The 16,862-nt window shown below is 59.9% G+C and carries 14 protein-coding genes; 9 read left to right on the top strand and 5 right to left on the bottom strand.

What is annotated here, in order from left to right:
• Window positions 1-40: 40 nt before the first annotated feature.
• The gene (locus IEX41_RS05070) at window positions 41-910 is read left to right on the top strand and encodes a LysR family transcriptional regulator (RefSeq protein WP_188789095.1); all 870 of its coding nucleotides are present in this window, start codon (window positions 41-43) and stop codon (window positions 908-910) included.
• Window positions 911-1,252: 342 nt separating this feature from the next.
• On the opposite strand, the gene IEX41_RS05075 is transcribed toward IEX41_RS05070, so the two are convergent.
• The 3 genes from IEX41_RS05075 to IEX41_RS05085 are packed head-to-tail and all read right to left on the bottom strand — an operon-like array spanning window position 1,253 to window position 3,839.
• Window positions 1,253-2,440: an aromatic amino acid transaminase gene (locus IEX41_RS05075; RefSeq protein ID WP_188789096.1), complete on the bottom strand. Its 1,188-nt coding sequence runs from the start codon at window positions 2,438-2,440 to the stop codon at window positions 1,253-1,255.
• Window positions 2,441-2,443: 3 nt separating this feature from the next.
• Complete coding sequence (locus IEX41_RS05080) at window positions 2,444-2,800, bottom strand: NAD(P)-binding domain-containing protein (protein ID WP_188789097.1); 357 nt, start codon at window positions 2,798-2,800, stop codon at window positions 2,444-2,446.
• Between the two features lies 1 nt (window position 2,801).
• Window positions 2,802-3,839, bottom strand: coding sequence for a zinc-dependent alcohol dehydrogenase family protein (locus IEX41_RS05085; protein WP_188789098.1), 1,038 nt, complete (start codon window positions 3,837-3,839; stop codon window positions 2,802-2,804).
• 140 nt (window positions 3,840-3,979) lie between these two features.
• Here IEX41_RS05085 and IEX41_RS05090 point away from each other — a divergent pair, with 140 nt between their 5' ends.
• Window positions 3,980-4,459: an Lrp/AsnC family transcriptional regulator gene (locus IEX41_RS05090; RefSeq protein ID WP_188789099.1), complete on the top strand. Its 480-nt coding sequence runs from the start codon at window positions 3,980-3,982 to the stop codon at window positions 4,457-4,459.
• A 284-nt stretch (window positions 4,460-4,743) separates the two neighbouring features.
• On the opposite strand, the gene IEX41_RS05095 is transcribed toward IEX41_RS05090, so the two are convergent.
• Window positions 4,744-5,214 carry a LysR substrate-binding domain-containing protein gene (locus tag IEX41_RS05095; protein ID WP_188789100.1) on the bottom strand — a complete coding sequence of 157 codons (471 nt, stop codon included), beginning with the start codon at window positions 5,212-5,214 and terminating at the stop codon, window positions 4,744-4,746.
• Between the two features lie 264 nt (window positions 5,215-5,478).
• Complete coding sequence (locus IEX41_RS05100; RefSeq protein WP_188789101.1) at window positions 5,479-6,489, bottom strand: site-specific integrase; 1,011 nt, start codon at window positions 6,487-6,489, stop codon at window positions 5,479-5,481.
• A gap of 835 nt (window positions 6,490-7,324) precedes the next feature.
• Between IEX41_RS05100 and IEX41_RS05105 the strand changes: the two genes are divergently transcribed.
• From IEX41_RS05105 to IEX41_RS05135, 7 genes are all read left to right on the top strand, one after another.
• On the top strand, window positions 7,325-8,578 hold the full coding sequence (locus tag IEX41_RS05105; RefSeq protein WP_188789102.1) for a tyrosine-type recombinase/integrase: 1,254 nt from the start codon (window positions 7,325-7,327) through the stop codon (window positions 8,576-8,578).
• Window positions 8,579-8,790: 212 nt separating this feature from the next.
• Window positions 8,791-10,299 (top strand): type I restriction-modification system subunit M, encoded by a 1,509-nt coding sequence (locus IEX41_RS05110; protein WP_188789103.1) that lies wholly within the window; start codon window positions 8,791-8,793, stop codon window positions 10,297-10,299.
• On the top strand, window positions 10,289-11,515 hold the full coding sequence (locus tag IEX41_RS05115) for a restriction endonuclease subunit S (RefSeq protein ID WP_188789104.1): 1,227 nt from the start codon (window positions 10,289-10,291) through the stop codon (window positions 11,513-11,515). Before IEX41_RS05110 ends, IEX41_RS05115 begins: the two co-directional genes overlap by 11 nt.
• On the top strand, window positions 11,505-12,203 hold the full coding sequence (locus tag IEX41_RS05120) for a DUF3800 domain-containing protein (RefSeq protein ID WP_188789105.1): 699 nt from the start codon (window positions 11,505-11,507) through the stop codon (window positions 12,201-12,203). The genes IEX41_RS05115 and IEX41_RS05120 overlap by 11 nt, the downstream gene beginning before the upstream one ends.
• A 5-nt stretch (window positions 12,204-12,208) precedes the next feature.
• The gene (locus IEX41_RS05125; protein WP_188789106.1) at window positions 12,209-12,667 is read left to right on the top strand and encodes a hypothetical protein; all 459 of its coding nucleotides are present in this window, start codon (window positions 12,209-12,211) and stop codon (window positions 12,665-12,667) included.
• A gap of 174 nt (window positions 12,668-12,841) precedes the next feature.
• Window positions 12,842-16,123, top strand: a complete 3,282-nt coding sequence (locus IEX41_RS05130; RefSeq protein WP_188789107.1) for a type I restriction endonuclease subunit R — start codon at window positions 12,842-12,844, stop codon at window positions 16,121-16,123.
• Complete coding sequence (locus IEX41_RS05135; RefSeq protein WP_188789108.1) at window positions 16,120-16,851, top strand: M48 family metallopeptidase; 732 nt, start codon at window positions 16,120-16,122, stop codon at window positions 16,849-16,851. Before IEX41_RS05130 ends, IEX41_RS05135 begins: the two co-directional genes overlap by 4 nt.
• Window positions 16,852-16,862: the final 11 nt, after the last annotated feature.

Here is a 16,862-nt window from a genome sequence, read left to right on the forward strand (position 1 = left end):
ACGACAAATCTTAGGGCCTTCCATTAGCTGAGGTACTGCCATGGATCGCCCTGACCTGCCGCTCAATGCCCTCCGGGTGTTCGAAGTCGCCATGCGCCAGGGCAGCTTCACCAAGGCCGCGATCGAGCTGCGCGTCACCCAAGCCGCCGTCAGCCACCAAATCGCACGACTGGAGGACCTGCTGGGCGCGGCGCTGTTCCTGCGGACATCCCAAGGGCTGGTGCCGACCGACGAGGGCCGCCTGCTCTTCCCCGTGCTCGAACATGGCTTCGACGCGATGGCGCGGGTGCTCGACCGTCTCGGCGGGCGGCGCGACATCGAGGTGCTGAAGGTGGGCGTCAACACGACCTTCGCGATGGGCTGGCTGATGCCAAGGCTCGAGGCGTTCCGGCAGGCCCATCCCGAGATCGACCTCAGGATCTCGACCAACAACAACCGCGTGGAGATCCTGCGCGAAGGGCTCGACATGGCGATCCGCTTCGGCAACGGCGGCTGGACCGGGCACGATGCCGTTCCACTGGCAGAAGCGCCGATGGCGCCTCTCTGCGCGCCGGGCCTCGCGTCACGGCTGCTGCATCCCTCGGACCTCGGGCAGGTCACACTCCTGCGCAGCTACCGGAGCGCCGAATGGCCGGGCTGGTTCGAGGCCGCGGGCGTGCCCTGCCCACCTGTCACCGGGCCGGTCTTCGACAGCTCGGTGGCACTCGCCGAACTGGCAGCCTCAGGCGCTGGCGTGGTGCTGCTGCCGATCTCGATGTTCGAAAGCTACATCACGAAGGGTCGCCTTGCGCAGCCGTTTGGGGTCACCGTTTCGGTCGGAAGTTACTACCTTGCCTGGCCGTCTGACAGGCCTGCCACCCCAGCGATGAGCACGTTCTCCCGTTGGCTGACCGGCCAGAGCGCCGAGTAGCCAGCCAGGTTGTGTCACTCCAAACCCGCCGTGCGCGCTATGGCCCGCGGGGCGCGGTGAGCAGCCATTTTGAAGCCCAACATGCATCATGCAACATGAGCTCCAAGACCGACACGAAGGGCGGGGAGCGGCCGTTCGCTGCGCTGACTACGAACGGCAGCGATGCGCAGGAAGTGGATGTGCGCTGTCAAACTGGCGTGCTCACTTCGTAGGCCCGCCCGGTCCTCTCTGGACGTCGAATGACCGGGGTCTCTGCACCGCAGCGCTGCTGAAGCCGACGTGTGCTTCGCCCGATCATCCGATTGTGAGGCAGCAGAAAGACCACAGCGGGTTCGCGCGTTGTCAGCGGGACGGTGACAGAAGCCCGCACACCGCCTTGACCAGCCAACCGACGTCGTCGTCGCCAAGGCGCGCTACGTTTATCCGGCCGCCCTGGACCACGTGGATACCGTGGTCGCGGGTCAAAGCCATTTCCTGTGCGTCGTCCAGCGGCAGCAACGAAAACATGCCCGATTGCCCTGCGAAGTAGGCCAGCCGGTCGGTGTCAAACAGATCGCGTTCAGTGGCGACGATCCTCTGCCGCATCCGCATCACGCGCTGGCGCATCTGGTCGAGCTCGCGCAGCCAGAGCGCATTGAGCTCCGGGTCCTGCAGGATGGTGCGCACCACAGATGGTCCGTGGTCCGGTGCGTGGGAGGCGCCGGATCGCACGATGGCGGTGATGGCGCGGGTGAGGCGCGCGTGCTCCTGCGCTCGGGTTTTCACGAACAACGCCCCGGCGCGGTCGCGGTAGATGCCAAAGGATTTGGACAGGGTGCTGCAAACAACGCATTCCGGGAAGCGTTCGGCGATGCGGCGGGCGACGGCGCAATCGGCCTCGAAGCCTTCGGCAAAGCCGAGGTAGGCGAGGTCGATCCATGGCACGATGCCGTGCGCCTCCAGCGCATCCAGAAGGGCGGTGATCTGGTCCTCGGACATGTCCGCGCCGGTGGGGTTGTGGCAGACCCCCTGCATCAGGAAGACATCGCCGGGCCGGGCGGCCTGCAACCCTTCGAGCATCTGGTCAAAGGTCAGCTTCGCGCGCAGCCGGTCGTAGTAGGGCAGCGTTTGATACCGCGCTCCGGCGGCGGTCAGGATCGGGATGTAATTGCCGTAGGTCGGCGATTGCAGCCAGATGGTGGGGGGCGTGGGCATCTGTGCCAAGAGATCCGCCATCACCCGCAGCGCCACAGCGCCGCCGGAGGTCTGTGCGGTGACCCAGCTTTCGTTGAAAGTCTCGCCAAGGACTGCCTGGCCAAGCGTGCTGCAATACTGCGCATCCCCGGTCAGGGCGAGGTAGGACTTGCTTTCCTGCGTCTCCACCAGCCGCTGTTCGGCGCGCTTCACTGCCTCCAGCACCGGGGTCCGGCCCCGCGCGTCCTGGTAGATGCCGACCGTCAGGTTCAGCTTATCCCGACGCGGGTCCTGCGCAAAGAGGTCCGCGCCGATCATGATCGGGTCGACGGCGTAGTCTTTAATCTGTTCAAACATCCCTCAGCCCTTTCCCAGCTCGACCGCGCGGTCCCGGCAAGCCGTCATCGCACGGGCAACGATCTCTGCAAACCCGTCCTCTCGCATCGAGGTGTTCGCCCAGTGGGCCCTGCCACCGGGCGAGGTCACGCGGCGGCGCAAATCCTGCGGCTTGACGGCGAGGACTACGGGGTCTGCCTCGGCACTGCCTGCGCGCAGGCCGTCCGTGACTTGCGCGCCATAGCCCGTCTGCAAACGCGTGCGCCGCTCCAGGCCGGGATCAATGAGGGTGATCTGCTCGGGGGCCATGCGCTTCGCGATCAGCCCACCGAGGATGGCAGTGGCCATGTTGCCGCCGCCGATGAAGCCGATGTGTCCCATATCAGAACCGCGTGATGACGGTGGCGCCGACGGATTGGAACTTGTCCATCTCCATCAGGGCCTTGGGGGCATCAGAGAGGCTGATCTGCCGGCCCACCAGCCGCGACGGGTCAAGCCGCCCGCTTGCCACCATGTCTAGCATCGCACCATAGCGGTGCGCCTGCATCCCATGGGACCCAAGCAGCTCGATTTCTTGCCCGACGATCTTCGGCATCGGAATCGCGGGGGCGGCGTGGTCGCCCAACATCAGCCCGACCTGCACATGCTTACCACGAGGCCGCAAGCAGAGGATCGAGTTCGTCATGGTCACGGGATGACCCAGCGCATCAAGCGAGACATGCGCACCGCCCTTGCTAAGCTCGTGGATGGCGGCGGAGACGTCTGCCTCGCGCCCGTCGATCACCGCTACCGCGCCAAGCTCCCGCGCAAGGGCCAACTTGGCCGGGTCCAGATCGACGCCGATCACGTTGGCGCCCGCAGCAGCGGCGATCATGACCGCAGACAAGCCGACGCCGCCGCAGCCATGCACCGCGACCCATTGGCCCGCGCTGACCTTGCCCTGGTCGACGACCGCCCGGAACGACGTGGCAAAGCGGCATCCGAGGCTGGCGGCGGTGGCGAAGTCCATTCCCTCGGGCAACGCCACCAGGTTCAGATCGGCCTGATGGATCGGCACGTATTCCGCGAAGGATCCCCAGTGGGTAAAGCCCGGTTGTTCCTGATGCAGACAGACCTGCTGGTTGCCGGAATGGCATTCCGAACAGCTGCCGCAACCGCAGATGAAGGGCACGGTGACCTTGTCGCCGGGCTTCCAGTTCTTGACGTCGCGGCCCACGGCCTCGACCACGCCTGCCAGTTCGTGTCCCGGCACATGCGGCAGGTCGATGTCGCTGTCGTGGCCCATCCAGCCATGCCAGTCGCTGCGACAGACACCTGTAGCCGCGACCTTCAGCACCACGCCCTTCGGGTCGGGTGTGGGGTCCGCGACGGTGGTCAGCTTGGGGGTTTCCTGAAACTTCTCGAAGAGGACGGCTTTCATGGCAGGGTCTTTCAGTCTGAGGCGGATTGGCGGCAGCTTAGCCTCAGTTGTGTGAAATACCTTTGCCAATCTTCCCCGTTTGGCGGAAATTCAGGGCAGGTCCCGCCAATGCAAGGCGATTTTTAGAGGGAAACTGCCCCATGCCAGAGATCGACGCCGTCAATGCCCGGCTTCTGACCCTGTTGCAGGAGGACGGCCGCATGGCCAATGCCAAGCTCGCCGATCACCTAGGGATGAGCGAGACGCCGTGTTGGCGCCGACTGAAACGGCTTGAAGAGAGCGGCATCATCGAAGGTTACCAAGCCAATCTGAACCGCCGCAAGCTGGGCCTGGGCGTCATGGCCTTTGTCCAGCTGCGCTGTTCTGAGCATGACCAAGCCGCGACTGCCGAATTCCAGCGCATCGTCGAGGCCACGCCAAACATCCTCGCCTGTCACAACACCACAGGTGCGGATGACTTCCTGCTGATCGTGGTTGCGCGCGACCTCGACGACTACAGTGCCTTCGTCGACAGCACGCTGCGCCAGCTGCCGGGCGTGACGAGCATCCGGTCCAATCTGTCGTTGAAGGAGATGAAGGCGTCGAGCAAGCTGCCAGTGACTTCAGCCAACGGAGCCTGAACTGAAGACTGTCGAGGGTGCCACCAAATGCTCGTTCAGGAAACATGGCGCTTCCGGCCCGCCGCGCCGCGGCTTGGTCAGAAGCTGCTTTGGGCACGAATGTCATAGCACGGCTGGGTCCGGTCATCCACTGAGCCCGTCATGAACGGCTGCTCTGGGTTTCAGCGCCCGCGGGCCTGGCGCGCCAGGGCGAGGGGCCTGCCGCGCCGCCGCAGGTCTGCTTCGAGCCCAAACCGACGGACGCTGCGGCGTGTACGAATAGCCCTGTGCGAAATGCCGAGGTATCATTTCAACGCCATTCTCAGAGCCTTGACCATTCGCCTGATCCGTTCCTGATGACGCTGCGAGTTATGGGCCACAGACCAAACTTCGCGGGCGAGAAGTGGTTCACCTGATCCCACCAGCGTCCGTTCGTTGTTGTCTGCCATCAGGAAATCGGGAAGCGCTGCAATACCGCCCCTCGCCAAGACCGCTGCTAGCTGCAGATCGAGCTCATCCACATAGCAGGCAAACCTTCCATCAGCGATGAGGTTGAGCGCGACTTGTTGCGGCATGCCGTCCCGTACGTCGCCTTGACCGATATACCGCCGGTCCTCCTCGGGAGTACCCGCGATGTACTGGCGGTGCGCATATAGACGAAACACGATGGAGCCGAGTTTGGAGACCGCCAGATCGCCTGCCTGCGGCCGCGACAGGCGCACCGCAATGTCGGCCTCACCGCGTGGCAGCGAGGCGAACTCGGATCTCCCCGTCAAGCTTTAGCTCCAGCTCAGGGTATTCTCGGCCGAGTGACAGAAGGGGCCGATCAGCCGGGCTCTGGCGAAGGCGGGCGGGGCGGAAATCGTGACCCGCCGGCTCATCCCGGGTCGCATCCCCGCCGCGCATCTCGCCGCCAGATGGGCGGCCTCCATCATCGGCCGGGTCGCATCAGCAAAATCGCGCCCCGCCGCGGTCAAAGCCAATTGCCGTCCGCGTCGGTCGAACAGCGCAAGACCAGTCTCGCTTTCGAGTGCCTGTATTCATTGGGTAACCGTGGTTCGTTCGACGCCCAATTCGCGCGCGGCAGAAGCGGTGCTGAACCGGACCGTTATCAGCGCGTCGGGACGTAAGGCGAATGCAAATAACGCCCGCATGCGCCGCTCGCTGAGAGACTTCGACGGCATTGCATCAAGCATCGCGACCGCCTCGTCCAATTTCGGAAACCGCTTCTGTTCCGGCAGCGCCGCCTGCTTGAGCCTTTTGGGCAAACCACAATCGTCACTCAGGCCCCGAAGCTTTGAATGACCGGGCTGATCGGCCAGCCACTTCAGGAAGCCAGACACCTGAGAGGCGCGATGCCGGATGGTTGAATTGCCAAGCCGCTCATCATTCGCGATGAGCTTCTTTCGCCACGCGATGATGTCGTCTTGGGTCAGACTGGCGATGCTCTTCCCGGCAAGAAACCTTTCGAACTCACGGATGGAGGTGAGATGCGCGGTAACCGTCTTGGGGTGGTAACGTTCGGCATATCCTTGCCATGCGTGGATCATCCGATCGTTCTTATAGGTGATAACACCTCCCACGCCACGCTGATCTTTCCCAATACCAGCCGGGGCCGACACCCTATCTTCGTCGATCGACGTCAGGCTTGTATTGGTATCGAGGCATTTTCGAACGCTGTAGCATTCCGTCTCACCCAGTAACTTGAAAACGACCGCATAGCAGTCTGGACAGGCTGCGCTGGCCGAAACGCCACCGCGCGCTCGCTCGACAATCGAGACCGAACCGACTTCCGGAAACACTCGCGATTTGCAGCCGAGGCACTTGAACTGACCACCCCGCAGCTTGCCCTTCACACCTCCGCGCGCCTCCTGGAAACGCCTCAACTCAGCGCCTCGAAAAAGCTGAGGCGACGCGCGATCAACTGGCCCAAGGCCGCTGCGCACCCAGTTGCTCAGCGTGTTTCGGCAGATACCGCACAAGGCGAGGACATTATCGACGGAATAGTCGCGATGGCCTTCAGGGCGCACGCCCTTATAGGCGCGGCTCACACTGCGCCCCCGACAGACGCCGTCTGCACTGCCGTCTTCAGCGAACGTTCGAACGCTTCAAGATCGGCAATCGCCCAGCGCATCGTGCCTCCGGCGATCGGTACAGGCTGCGGGAAACCAGAGCGAGACTACGCCCAGCGCCATACGGTCGGGCGCAAAACCGAGTACCTCTCAGCCACCTCACTGTCTTTCAGAAAACAGCTTCAGGGGCTGTTTGCGTGGCTTGGCTGGCTCGACGGCGCGAGGCGTCTCCGCCGTTACAGCAGATTCCGGCTCATCGCGGGATCTCGACCGAGGGGGCTTGGCGTGATCGGCTACGGGTTCCGCCGACACAACCTTGCGCCCCTGAAAAGAGACGGCAGCCCCGTCAGGCGTGCACTGAATGCTTTCGGAATAGAAGCTGAGCTATTCGACGTCTTGAAGGTCTTTCGAATGCACAGTCCCACCCCTTCTGGCTGGCTGTATGCGACGCCTTCTCTCAGCCAGTTTTTAGCGATGTAAGAACCGGCTGCACGGCCGATGTTCCTGGTTTGATCCATCATGATTCGAAATGCACCGACACGCAAGAGGGATTTGTTGCGCTGGCGAAATGTGGAGGTAAATGTGGGACTTAGACCAAGGCTCGAATAGGATGCCGTCAAAATTCAACATCTTGCCAAGTGCTAGTGGCGGAGGCTCAGTCCGCCTCACAAAACTTGCAGGCCATGGCAAGCGGTAGCGTATGGCATTGAAATCATTTCTCTACATGGGACGTTCTTCGAACGTCTCGCTTGTATACTGTTGCAGAATGCTGCATGCGATGACATGATTTATGGTGGCAAGGATGGTGCAAAGGATGCCGAAGCAGTCTCGCGAACTGAAGGCGCTTGAGGTGAAGAAATTGACTAAACCTGGGCGCCATGCGGTCGGCGGCACGCCCGCCGGCCTTTACCTGAACATTACCGAGACGGGGACCAGGTCATGGGTCTTCAGGATCGTCATTGGCACAAATAGACGCCACATCGGTCTAGGCTCCTATCCGGAAGTCACGCTCGGGCAAGCGCGTGAACTTGCTCTCGCGGAGAAGCAGCAGATTAAAGCCGGTGTAGATCCGGTGGAGAAAAGGCGCGCAGCACGCGTCCAGCGCGCCGCCGAACAGCGGCTACAGGTTACCTTCGCCGAGGCTTTCGAGAAGGTTTATGAAGATAAGGTTCAGGGCGAGCACAGGAACGCCAAGCACATCAAGCAGTGGCGCTCGACCATGGAGAGCTACGCCTTCCCGGTCATGAAGGACATGCCCGTCTCCGAGATCGACATCGAGACCGTGCTCGCCGTGCTTCGCCCGATCTGGGCAGACAAAGTGGAAACAGCAAAGAGAGTCAGGCAGCGCATTGAAGCCGTCCTCGACTGGGCGAAGGCGATGGGCCACCTCGAGGGTGAGAACCCAGCGCGCTGGAAAGGTAATCTGCAGCAAATTCTGCCGTCCCCGAACAAGATCAAGAACGAGCAAAGCCATCCTGCCGTCGCGCTCGACGAACTCGCACGTTGGTTCAGCTTGACGCGTGAGCGCGAGGGTATCTCGGCTCTGGCCCTCGAGTTTCTGACGCTCACAGCCGCTCGCTCCGGCGAGGTAAGGCAAGCTGACTGGAGCGAGGTGGACATGAATTTCGCGCTGTGGACTATCCCTGCCGAACGGATGAAGGCTGGGCGCGAACACAGGGTGCCGCTCTCGAAGGCCGCGATTGCGCTCTTGCAAAGGACGCCGCGCATGATGGGCTGCTCGCTGGTCTTTCCATCGAGCAAAAGCAAGCCGCTGTCGGACATGAGCATCTCTGCTGTAATGCGCCGTATGCAGGAGCAGGAAGTCGCTCAGGGACGCCTCGGTTTTCTGGACCAACGGTCGCGGAAACCAGCTGTGCCTCACGGTCTGCGCTCGAGTTTCTGCGACTGGGCAGCCGAGCGAACGGACTACCCTAAGGAAATGGCTGAGATGGCGCTCGCTCACACGGTCGGGAGCGAAGTCGAGCGCGCATACCGCCGCACCGACATGCTGGAGCGCAGGCGAGCCATGATGGAGGACTGGGCTGCGTTCCTGCAAAGAACCTCATAGATATCGTTCACTATCACAAAACTCAGACCATGCAGGGGAAGGTTGCTTTGCTGAATGAAGCTCCGCAGCCCTCTAGCCTTTGGCATCTTGGCACGGACTGACCTGCGGATCGCCCCATCCACCGAGGCCAGTTCCATTCTTGAATCTCCTAACATCAGTTGTGCAGTCACTTGCTGCGTGCGAACTTCGTCAGAAAGGCTACGAGCAGACAGATGAACCCGATTACACAACAAGAGATCAACAAGGCCGCCTGGGGCGCCTGTGACACATTCCGTGGCGTGGTCGACCCCTCGATCTACAAGGACTACGTCCTGACCATGCTGTTCCTGAAATACGTTTCGGACGTCTGGAAGGACCACCGCACGCGCTACGAGGCCGAATATCCGGACGCGCCTGAGTTGGTCGAAGCCATGATGCAGGAGGAGGCCTTCGTCCTTCCCGAGGGCGCCGCGTTCGATGCCCTGCACAAGCGCCGCTTCGAGGCGGGCAACGGTGAGCGTATCGACAAGGCGCTGCATGCCGTCGAAGAGGCCAATGGCGCCAAGCTCAAGGACGTCTTCCAGGATATCAGCTTCAACTCGAACAAGCTGGGCGACGAGGAGCAGAAGAACGACATCCTGCGCCACCTGCTCGAAGACTTCGCCAAGCCCGCGCTGGATCTGCGCCCGTCCCGCGTTGGCGCGCTCGACATCATTGGCGGTGCCTATGAATACCTGATCTCCCGCTTCGCCGCCTCGGCAGGCAAGAAGGCGGGCGAATTCTACACCCCCGCCGAGGTCTCGGAACTCATGGCCCGCATCGTCGACCCGCAGGAGGGCGACGACATCTGCGATCCGACCTGTGGCTCCGCCTCGCTGCTCATGAAATGCGGGCGTCTGGTGCGGGAACGCAGCGGCACCCGCCGCTATGCCCTCTTCGGGCAAGAGGCGATCGGTTCCACCTGGGCGCTCGCCAAGATGAATCTCTTCCTGCATGGCGAAGAGAACCATCAGGTCGAATGGGGCGACACGATCCGCAACCCCAAACTGCGCACCTCGGACGACATGCTGCGCCACTTCGATATCGTGGTCGCCAACCCGCCTTTCAGCCTTGAGAAATGGGGCGTCGAGACCGCCGAGAACGACAAGTTCGCCCGCTTCCGCCGGGGCATCCCGCCCAAGACCAAGGGCGATTACGCCTTCATCCTGCACATGATCGAGACGCTGAAACCCGGCAGCGGGCGCATGGCCGTCGTCGTGCCCCATGGCGTGCTGTTCCGCGGCTCGACCGAAGGCAAGATCCGCCAGAAGTTAATCGAAGAGAACCTGCTGGATGCCGTGATCGGCCTGCCGGAAAAGCTGTTCTTCGGCACCGGCATCCCGGCGGCAATCCTGATCTTCCGCAAACGCAAGGCAGATGATAGCGTGCTGTTCATCGATGCCAGCCGTGAGTTCGTGGCCGGCACGAACCAGAACGTGCTGAGCGAAGAGAACCTCGTGAAGATCGAGCAGACCTTCCGCGCCCGCGAGACGGTCGACAAATACGCCTACCGCGCAACCAAGGCCGAGATTGTCGAGAACGACTTCAACCTGAACATCCCACGTTATGTCGACACCTTCGAGGAAGAAGCCGAGATTGACCTGATGGCTGTGCGGGACGAACGGGCGCGGTTGAAGGGTGATTTGGCTGATCTGGAAAGCCGGATGGAAGGGTATCTGCGGGAGCTGGGTTATGGTGCCTGAAGGGTGGGAAAAAACTCGACTTGATGAGCACATTACTATTAAGCATGGCTTTGCCTTCTCCTCAGAGTATTTCGATCCCAATGGTGAAGATATCGTTCTAACGCCTGGAAACTTCTATGAAGAAGGTGGTTTTCGTCCGCTCGGAGAGAAGCAAAAGCGTTATGATGGACCAATCCCAAAAGACTACATTTTAAGCCCGGGCGACATGCTCGTCGCGATGACCGAACAGACCCCAGGACTGCTCGGCTCTACTTTGTTCGTGCCTTCAGTCGATCGCTATCTGCACAACCAACGTTTGGGCCTTATCCAAAAACTTGAAGGCTCGAATATCAATCTAAACTTTCTTCACCTTCTTCTCGGAATGCCCAGCATTAGACGGCGCATCTCGGCAGATTCTGGTGGCACAAAGGTAAAGCACACAAGCCCTTCGAAAATTACTGGCTTGGATGTGCTTCTCCCTCCACTCCCCGAGCAAAAGAAGATCGCGGAGATCCTGTCGACATGGGACCGGGCCATCGAGACGGCCGAGGCGCTGCTGGCCACCGCCCGCACCCAGAAACGCGCCCTCATGCAAACCCTCCTCACCGGCAAACGCCGCTTCCCCGAGTTCGAGGGCCAAGAGTGGCGCGAGGTTTCGATTGGTGATGTTGCCCGCGAGGTATCCATCCGAAACAAAGAGAATGCCGCGCTACCTGTAATTTCATGCTCAAAGGTCGTGGGCTTCGTCAACTCGCTGGATTACTTCAAAAAGCAAGTCTTCAGCGATGACTTATCAGGTTACAAAGTCATCAGCAGAGGGCAAATTGGCTATCCTTCGAACCACATCGAGGAGGGCTCGATTGGCATACAGAACCTCTACGAATCCGCCTTGGTGAGTCCGATCTACACAATCTTTGAGCCGAAGCCTGAAATTGACGCCATGTTCCTTTTCCGTGTTCTCAAGACAGATCTCTACCGCCAGAAGTTTGCCGCAGCCACGAATGCCTCGGTGGACCGGAGAGGAAGCTTGCGCTGGAAAGCCTTTGCACAGATCAAAGTGCCGCTCCCATCTTTGGGCGAGCAACGCCGTATCAATGCTGCCCATGATGCAGTTGATGATGAAATCCAGCTGCGTTCCGAGCAGGCGAAAAAACTCCGCACCGAGAAAAAAGCCCTGATGCAGCAACTCCTGACCGGCAAGCGACGGGTGAGAGTGGAGACTGCCGATGCAGTTTGAAGTCTATTGCGATGAGGCATTCCCTGACCTGTTCACGTCAGGCCATCCTAAAGCGCAATTCCTGATGATCGGCAGCCTCTGGCTGCCCGCTGACCTGAGGGATGACGCCAAGGCCAAGATCAAGACCCTGCGAGAGCGCCACAATGCTTGGGGCGAGATCAAATGGAGCAAGGTCTCTCCCTCGAAATTGGGCTTCTACCTCGATTTGGTCGAGTTGTTCTTTGGCTATGGTGATGACTTGAGGTTCCGTTGCATCGCAGTTGACCGGGAGCAGGTCAATCTTGCACTTCACGAAGGGGACCATGAGCTGGGATTTTACAAGTTCTATTACCAGGTCCTTCACCACTGGATACTCGATTTCAACAGCTACAGCATATTCTGCGATACGAAATCGAACCGGGAACGGGATCGTCTGCACGAGTTGGGCCGCGTTCTCGGCAACGCCAACCTGTCAGCATCCATTGAAAGTGTTCAGGCTCTGCCTTCGAAGCAAGTCGTTCTGATCCAGATGGCCGACCTTCTGTTGGGGGCAGCCAGCAGCCGGATGAATGACACATTGCGAGAGGGCAGTGCAAAAGAACATTTGGTGCAGGCCTTGGAGAGGCGGCTTGGTCACAAATTGCGTCCCACGGTGCGCAACGCGCGCAAGTTCAACATCTTCAAGATTAATCTTGGCGGAGGCTGGTAACAAAGATGCCCCCGTTCCTGAATCTGCCGGATGAGGCGGCGTATCGTGCGCACTACGAAGCAACCTATGTTCGATCCCGCATCACGACGCATCACGGCATTCCAGTTTATTTTCAAAAAGACAAGTTTGATCACGCTTTTTACGAGGCCACAAACCGTGACGGGGTGAAGAACCAATTCTCCATGCCTCGCGCGCAACGCATGAACTGGATCGCGACGACTTTGAATGCGCCTGCTGCGGACTGGTATCAAGGCTGGATAAAGCCACGAAAACAATACGATCCGTCGAGGTCGGTTGCGGTTGCTTTTGGCGATTTCGTGGTTGTCCTACGGTTTTCGGCCAAGCACAACGGTGACCTCAAAGCAAATTTCGTGACATGCTATGACGCGGATAACAGCATTGGCAAAATCCGACAGTCGCCCGCTTGGACGCTGCAAGACTGCCGAAACGCGTTGGGAGTGTAGTGTGGTCGCTGATTTGCTACGCTGGTTCAGCGACCCAGACCTCGATAGGTTCGAAGCCGGTAGGCAGCGAACTCATGCTCTCTATGTGCATTTGATTTCGGATTTGTCAACCCTGCGCGCGCCGCCGCGAAGCGGCGAGTGACGTGATGTGACACCAATTTGAGTATCCTTTTAATGACCCCAAACCGTGCCCCCGACACCAGAGAAGAAGCCGCCGCCAAGCTCCCTGCACTGCATGTGCTAATGGCAATGGGCTACACCTATGTCAGCTTGGGCGAGGCGCTGACGATGCGCGGGGCCGGCATGGGGGTGCTACTGGAAAGCGTGCTGCGGGCGCGCTTGAAACGGTATCGGTTTGATCATCGGGGGAAGTCCTGCGCCCTCTCCCCCGGCGGCATTGACGAGGTGGTGCGGACCTTGAGCTCGACCGGCCTGACCGAAGGGCTGATCCAGGCGAACAAGGCCCTGACGTCGCATATCACCAAGGGGATCACCGTCACTGAGTTCGTCGATGGCGAGAAGACCAGCAAGACCATCCCGCTGATCGACTGGACCGATGTCGGGGCCAATGAGTTCCATGTGGTCGAGGAATTCAGCGTGCAGCGCCCTGGCGGGCTTGGCAGCTACCGCCCCGACATCGTGGTGTTCGTCAACGGCATCCCGCTGGCCGTCATCGAGGCCAAGCGCCCGGTTTCGACGACGCGCGACAAGGCTATGGTTGAAGAAGGCATCAGCCAGCACCTGCGCAACCAGCAGGGAGACGGCATTCAGGATCTCTACGCCTATTCGCAGCTGCTTCTGTCGATTTCCGGCTCGGAGGGGCTTTATGCGACCACCGGCACCAAGAAGAAGTTCTGGTCGATCTGGCGCGAGGAAGAGCTGCCAGAGACTGAGCTTTCGGCTATCCGCAATGCCAAGCTGACGCCTGACCAAGTGGACGGCCTCTTCGCCGAGCGCCCAGGATATGCCTTGGCCGACTACACGCGCCTGCACGCAGCGCCTGTTGCCGTAAGTGAGCAAGACAAGCTGATCATTGGGCTTCTGCGCCCCGACAGGCTGCTGGATTTCACGCGGCGCTTCATGTTCTTCGACAAGAAGCTCGGCAAGATCGTCGCCCGCTATCAACAGGTGCGTGGCACGAAGGCGATCATTGATCAGGTGTCCAAGAAGAAACCGGACGGCAGCCGCGAAGGCGGTGTGATCTGGCACACGACAGGGTCAGGCAAGTCGAACCTGATGGTGTTCCTGACCAAAGCCCTGCTCGTCGAGCCGGAGCTGGCCGGCGCTAGGGTGATTGTCGTGACCGATCGCGTTGATCTGGAAAAGCAGCTGGCGAGCACCTTCCTGACCGGTGGTGCCTTTGGCTCCGATGTGGCGACCAAGAAAGACGGCGAGAAGGCAAAGGTTCAGTCGGGGAAAGAACTGGCTGTTCGGATCGGCAGTGGTAGCGAGCGGATCATTTTCACCCTGCTGCAAAAATTCAACTCGGCGACCAAGCTTCCTGAGTGCCACAACCCCTCGGATCAGCTCATTGTGCTTGTCGATGAAGGGCACCGCAGCCAAGGGGGTGAAAACCACGAGAGGATGCGCAAGGCGCTGCCCAATGCCGCTTTCATCGCCTTCACGGGCACGCCCCTTCTGAAGGACGACAAGACCCGCAACAAGTTTGGGCCTATCCTGCACGCTTACACCATGCAGCGCGCTGTCGAAGACGGCGCTGTGACGCCATTGGTCTATGAGGAGCGGCAACCGGTTGTTGATATCAACGAAGCTGCAATCGACGCCTGGTTTGACAAGATCACCAAAGGCCTGACGGACAGCCAGAAGTCAGACCTGAAAAAGAAGTTCTCCACCCGTGGCAGCATCTACCGCGCCGCCAACCGGATCGACCTCATCGCCTGGGATATCGCGGAGCATTTCAACGAGAACTTCAAGAAACTCGACCTGGGTCTGAAAGCGCAGCTCGCGACAGACTCGAAACTATCGGCGATCCGCTACAAGGCCGCGCTCGATGCGACCAATTTGGTGACCAGTGCCGTGGTGATCTCGGCCCCGGACACGCGCGAAGGCCACGAAGACACTGATGAGACCAAGACACCGGAAGTGCAGGCCTGGTGGAAGGCGAATGTCGGCAACGATCCCAAGACTTATGAAGATGGTATCATCGAGGATTTCAGCACGGATGGAGATCCGGACATCCTGATTGTCGTTGACAAGCTGCTGACCGGGTTCGACGAGCCACGGAACGCCGTGCTCTATATCGACAAACATCTCAAGAGCCATAATCTCCTGCAGGCGATTGCCCGGGTCAACCGCTTGCACGAGGCGAAGAAGTTCGGCCTGCTTGTCGATTATCGCGGCATCCTTGCTGAACTCGACACCTCAATTCAGGACTATCAGGATCTGGCCGCACAGACGCAGAGCGGCTACGACATTGAGGACCTTGCCGGAACGGTTGCCAACATGGCCACTGAATACAAGCGCCTACCCTCGCTACACGACGCGCTCTGGGCCCTCTTCAAGCCGGTGAAGAACAAGCAGGACTGGGAGCAGTATCGCCAGCTCTTGACCCCGCGCCTGTCCGATGACGGCACTGGTCATATGGTCGACGACAACCAAAAGATCCGGGAGGATTTCTATGAGGCACTGACCGAATTCGGCATGTGTCTCCAACTCGCCCTGTCCTCTCGCGCATTCTTCGATGATGGCGCGTTCGATGAAGCACAGATACGGACCTACAAGCGTGATCTGAAGTTCTTCACCGAGCTGCGAACGCAGGCGAAGCGGGACGCACAGGAAACCGTCGACTTCTCTGAATACGAACAGCAGATTCGCAAAATGGTCGACACGCAAGTGATCGGTCAGGATATCAAGGACCCGCCCGGTGTTCTTCAGGTTGGCACGCTTGGAGAAGACGACCCCGAGAGCTGGTCTGATGAGAAGACTCGCACCGAGGCCGACCTCATCAAGACCCGGATCCGGAAGACGATCGAGCAGGATCTGATCGACGATCCCTATGCCAAGCGGGTTTTCTCCGAGCTCCTCAGGGACGCCATTCGTCAAGCAGAGGCGCTGTTCGACCATCCGGACAAGCAATACGTGCTATTCAAAGACCTTCAGGAACAAGTCGACCAACGCAAAACACCTGGTGTCCCCGATCGCTTTGACGGGCACCCCAAGGCTCAGTCCTATTTTGGGGTGCTGCGAGTCGAGACAGAGGGTTTCGAGGCCGAACTCACCGAAGAACGCATGGTCGAAGAGGCGTTTCACATCGACGAGACTGTCGAGAACGCGGTCAAGACGCACTCAATCAATCCCGGCAACATCGAAGGCGAGATCCGGAAACAACTTTTACCCCACTATTTCAAGGTGCTCGGTGGCCTTGACGCGGCCAAGTCGCTCATAGATGAAATCGTGGCAATCTTCCGCGCGGGCCGGACCAAGGGAGCCCAATGACCGTCGATCCTGTTCTGACCTATGGCGGACAGACCCTCTCCTATCGGGTGCAGACCGATGGCTCTCGGACAACGAAGATCGCCATCCACGTCGAGCCAGACGGAGAAGTCATCGTTGATGCGCCAGAAGACGCAGAACCAGCAGAGGTCCGCAGGGCGGTGCACAAGCGTGCTCGTTGGGTCTTTACCCAGGTCGAGAAGGCAAGAGAGCGTTTCAGGCATGTGCGAGACAAGGAGTATGTGTCTGGCGAGGAGGTCCTGTATCTGGGCCGCCGATACGTTCTGAAAGTCATCAAGGACGACACGCACCGTGGCGCGGTGAAGCTGAAAGGAAATCGCCTCGAAGTTCCCAGCCGTTCGGGCTCGCCTGACAGCGTCAGTGCAGGTGTCTGGGCATGGTATCGTCTGAAGGCACGAGACTACTTCGACCGGAGGCTTGCCGAATGGGAACAGAAGCTGCCTTGGGTCAACGGTCGCCCGCCGTTTCACCTGAAAGAGATGGAGAAGCGCTGGGGGAGCTGCACGACCGATGGGACCATCATTCTTAATCCTCACCTGATAAAGGCGCCGCGAGAGTGCATAGACTACGTGATTCTGCACGAATTGGCGCATCTCCGGCATCACAACCACAGCCCTGCGTTTTGGAAGACCATTTCGCACGAGGATCCCGACTGGCAGCGCAAAAAGGCTATACTTGATGCTGCCGCAGAGCAGCTCACAGTGAAGTAGCCATAAGAAAT

This window comes from Salipiger pallidus (genome assembly GCF_014643635.1).
Lineage (GTDB): Bacteria > Pseudomonadota > Alphaproteobacteria > Rhodobacterales > Rhodobacteraceae > Salipiger > Salipiger pallidus.

Coding starts and splice junctions, on each gene's coding strand:
- IEX41_RS05070 (WP_188789095.1), top strand. CDS start 41: ATGGATCGCCCTGACCTGCCGCTCAATGCCCTCCGGGTGTTCGAAGTC.
- IEX41_RS05075 (WP_188789096.1), bottom strand. CDS start 2,440: ATGTTTGAACAGATTAAAGACTACGCCGTCGACCCGATCATGATCGGC.
- IEX41_RS05080 (WP_188789097.1), bottom strand. CDS start 2,800: ATGGGACACATCGGCTTCATCGGCGGCGGCAACATGGCCACTGCCATC.
- IEX41_RS05085 (WP_188789098.1), bottom strand. CDS start 3,839: ATGAAAGCCGTCCTCTTCGAGAAGTTTCAGGAAACCCCCAAGCTGACC.
- IEX41_RS05090 (WP_188789099.1), top strand. CDS start 3,980: ATGCCAGAGATCGACGCCGTCAATGCCCGGCTTCTGACCCTGTTGCAG.
- IEX41_RS05105 (WP_188789102.1), top strand. CDS start 7,325: ATGCCGAAGCAGTCTCGCGAACTGAAGGCGCTTGAGGTGAAGAAATTG.
- IEX41_RS05110 (WP_188789103.1), top strand. CDS start 8,791: ATGAACCCGATTACACAACAAGAGATCAACAAGGCCGCCTGGGGCGCC.
- IEX41_RS05115 (WP_188789104.1), top strand. CDS start 10,289: ATGGTGCCTGAAGGGTGGGAAAAAACTCGACTTGATGAGCACATTACT.
- IEX41_RS05120 (WP_188789105.1), top strand. CDS start 11,505: ATGCAGTTTGAAGTCTATTGCGATGAGGCATTCCCTGACCTGTTCACG.
- IEX41_RS05125 (WP_188789106.1), top strand. CDS start 12,209: ATGCCCCCGTTCCTGAATCTGCCGGATGAGGCGGCGTATCGTGCGCAC.
- IEX41_RS05130 (WP_188789107.1), top strand. CDS start 12,842: ATGACCCCAAACCGTGCCCCCGACACCAGAGAAGAAGCCGCCGCCAAG.
- IEX41_RS05135 (WP_188789108.1), top strand. CDS start 16,120: ATGACCGTCGATCCTGTTCTGACCTATGGCGGACAGACCCTCTCCTAT.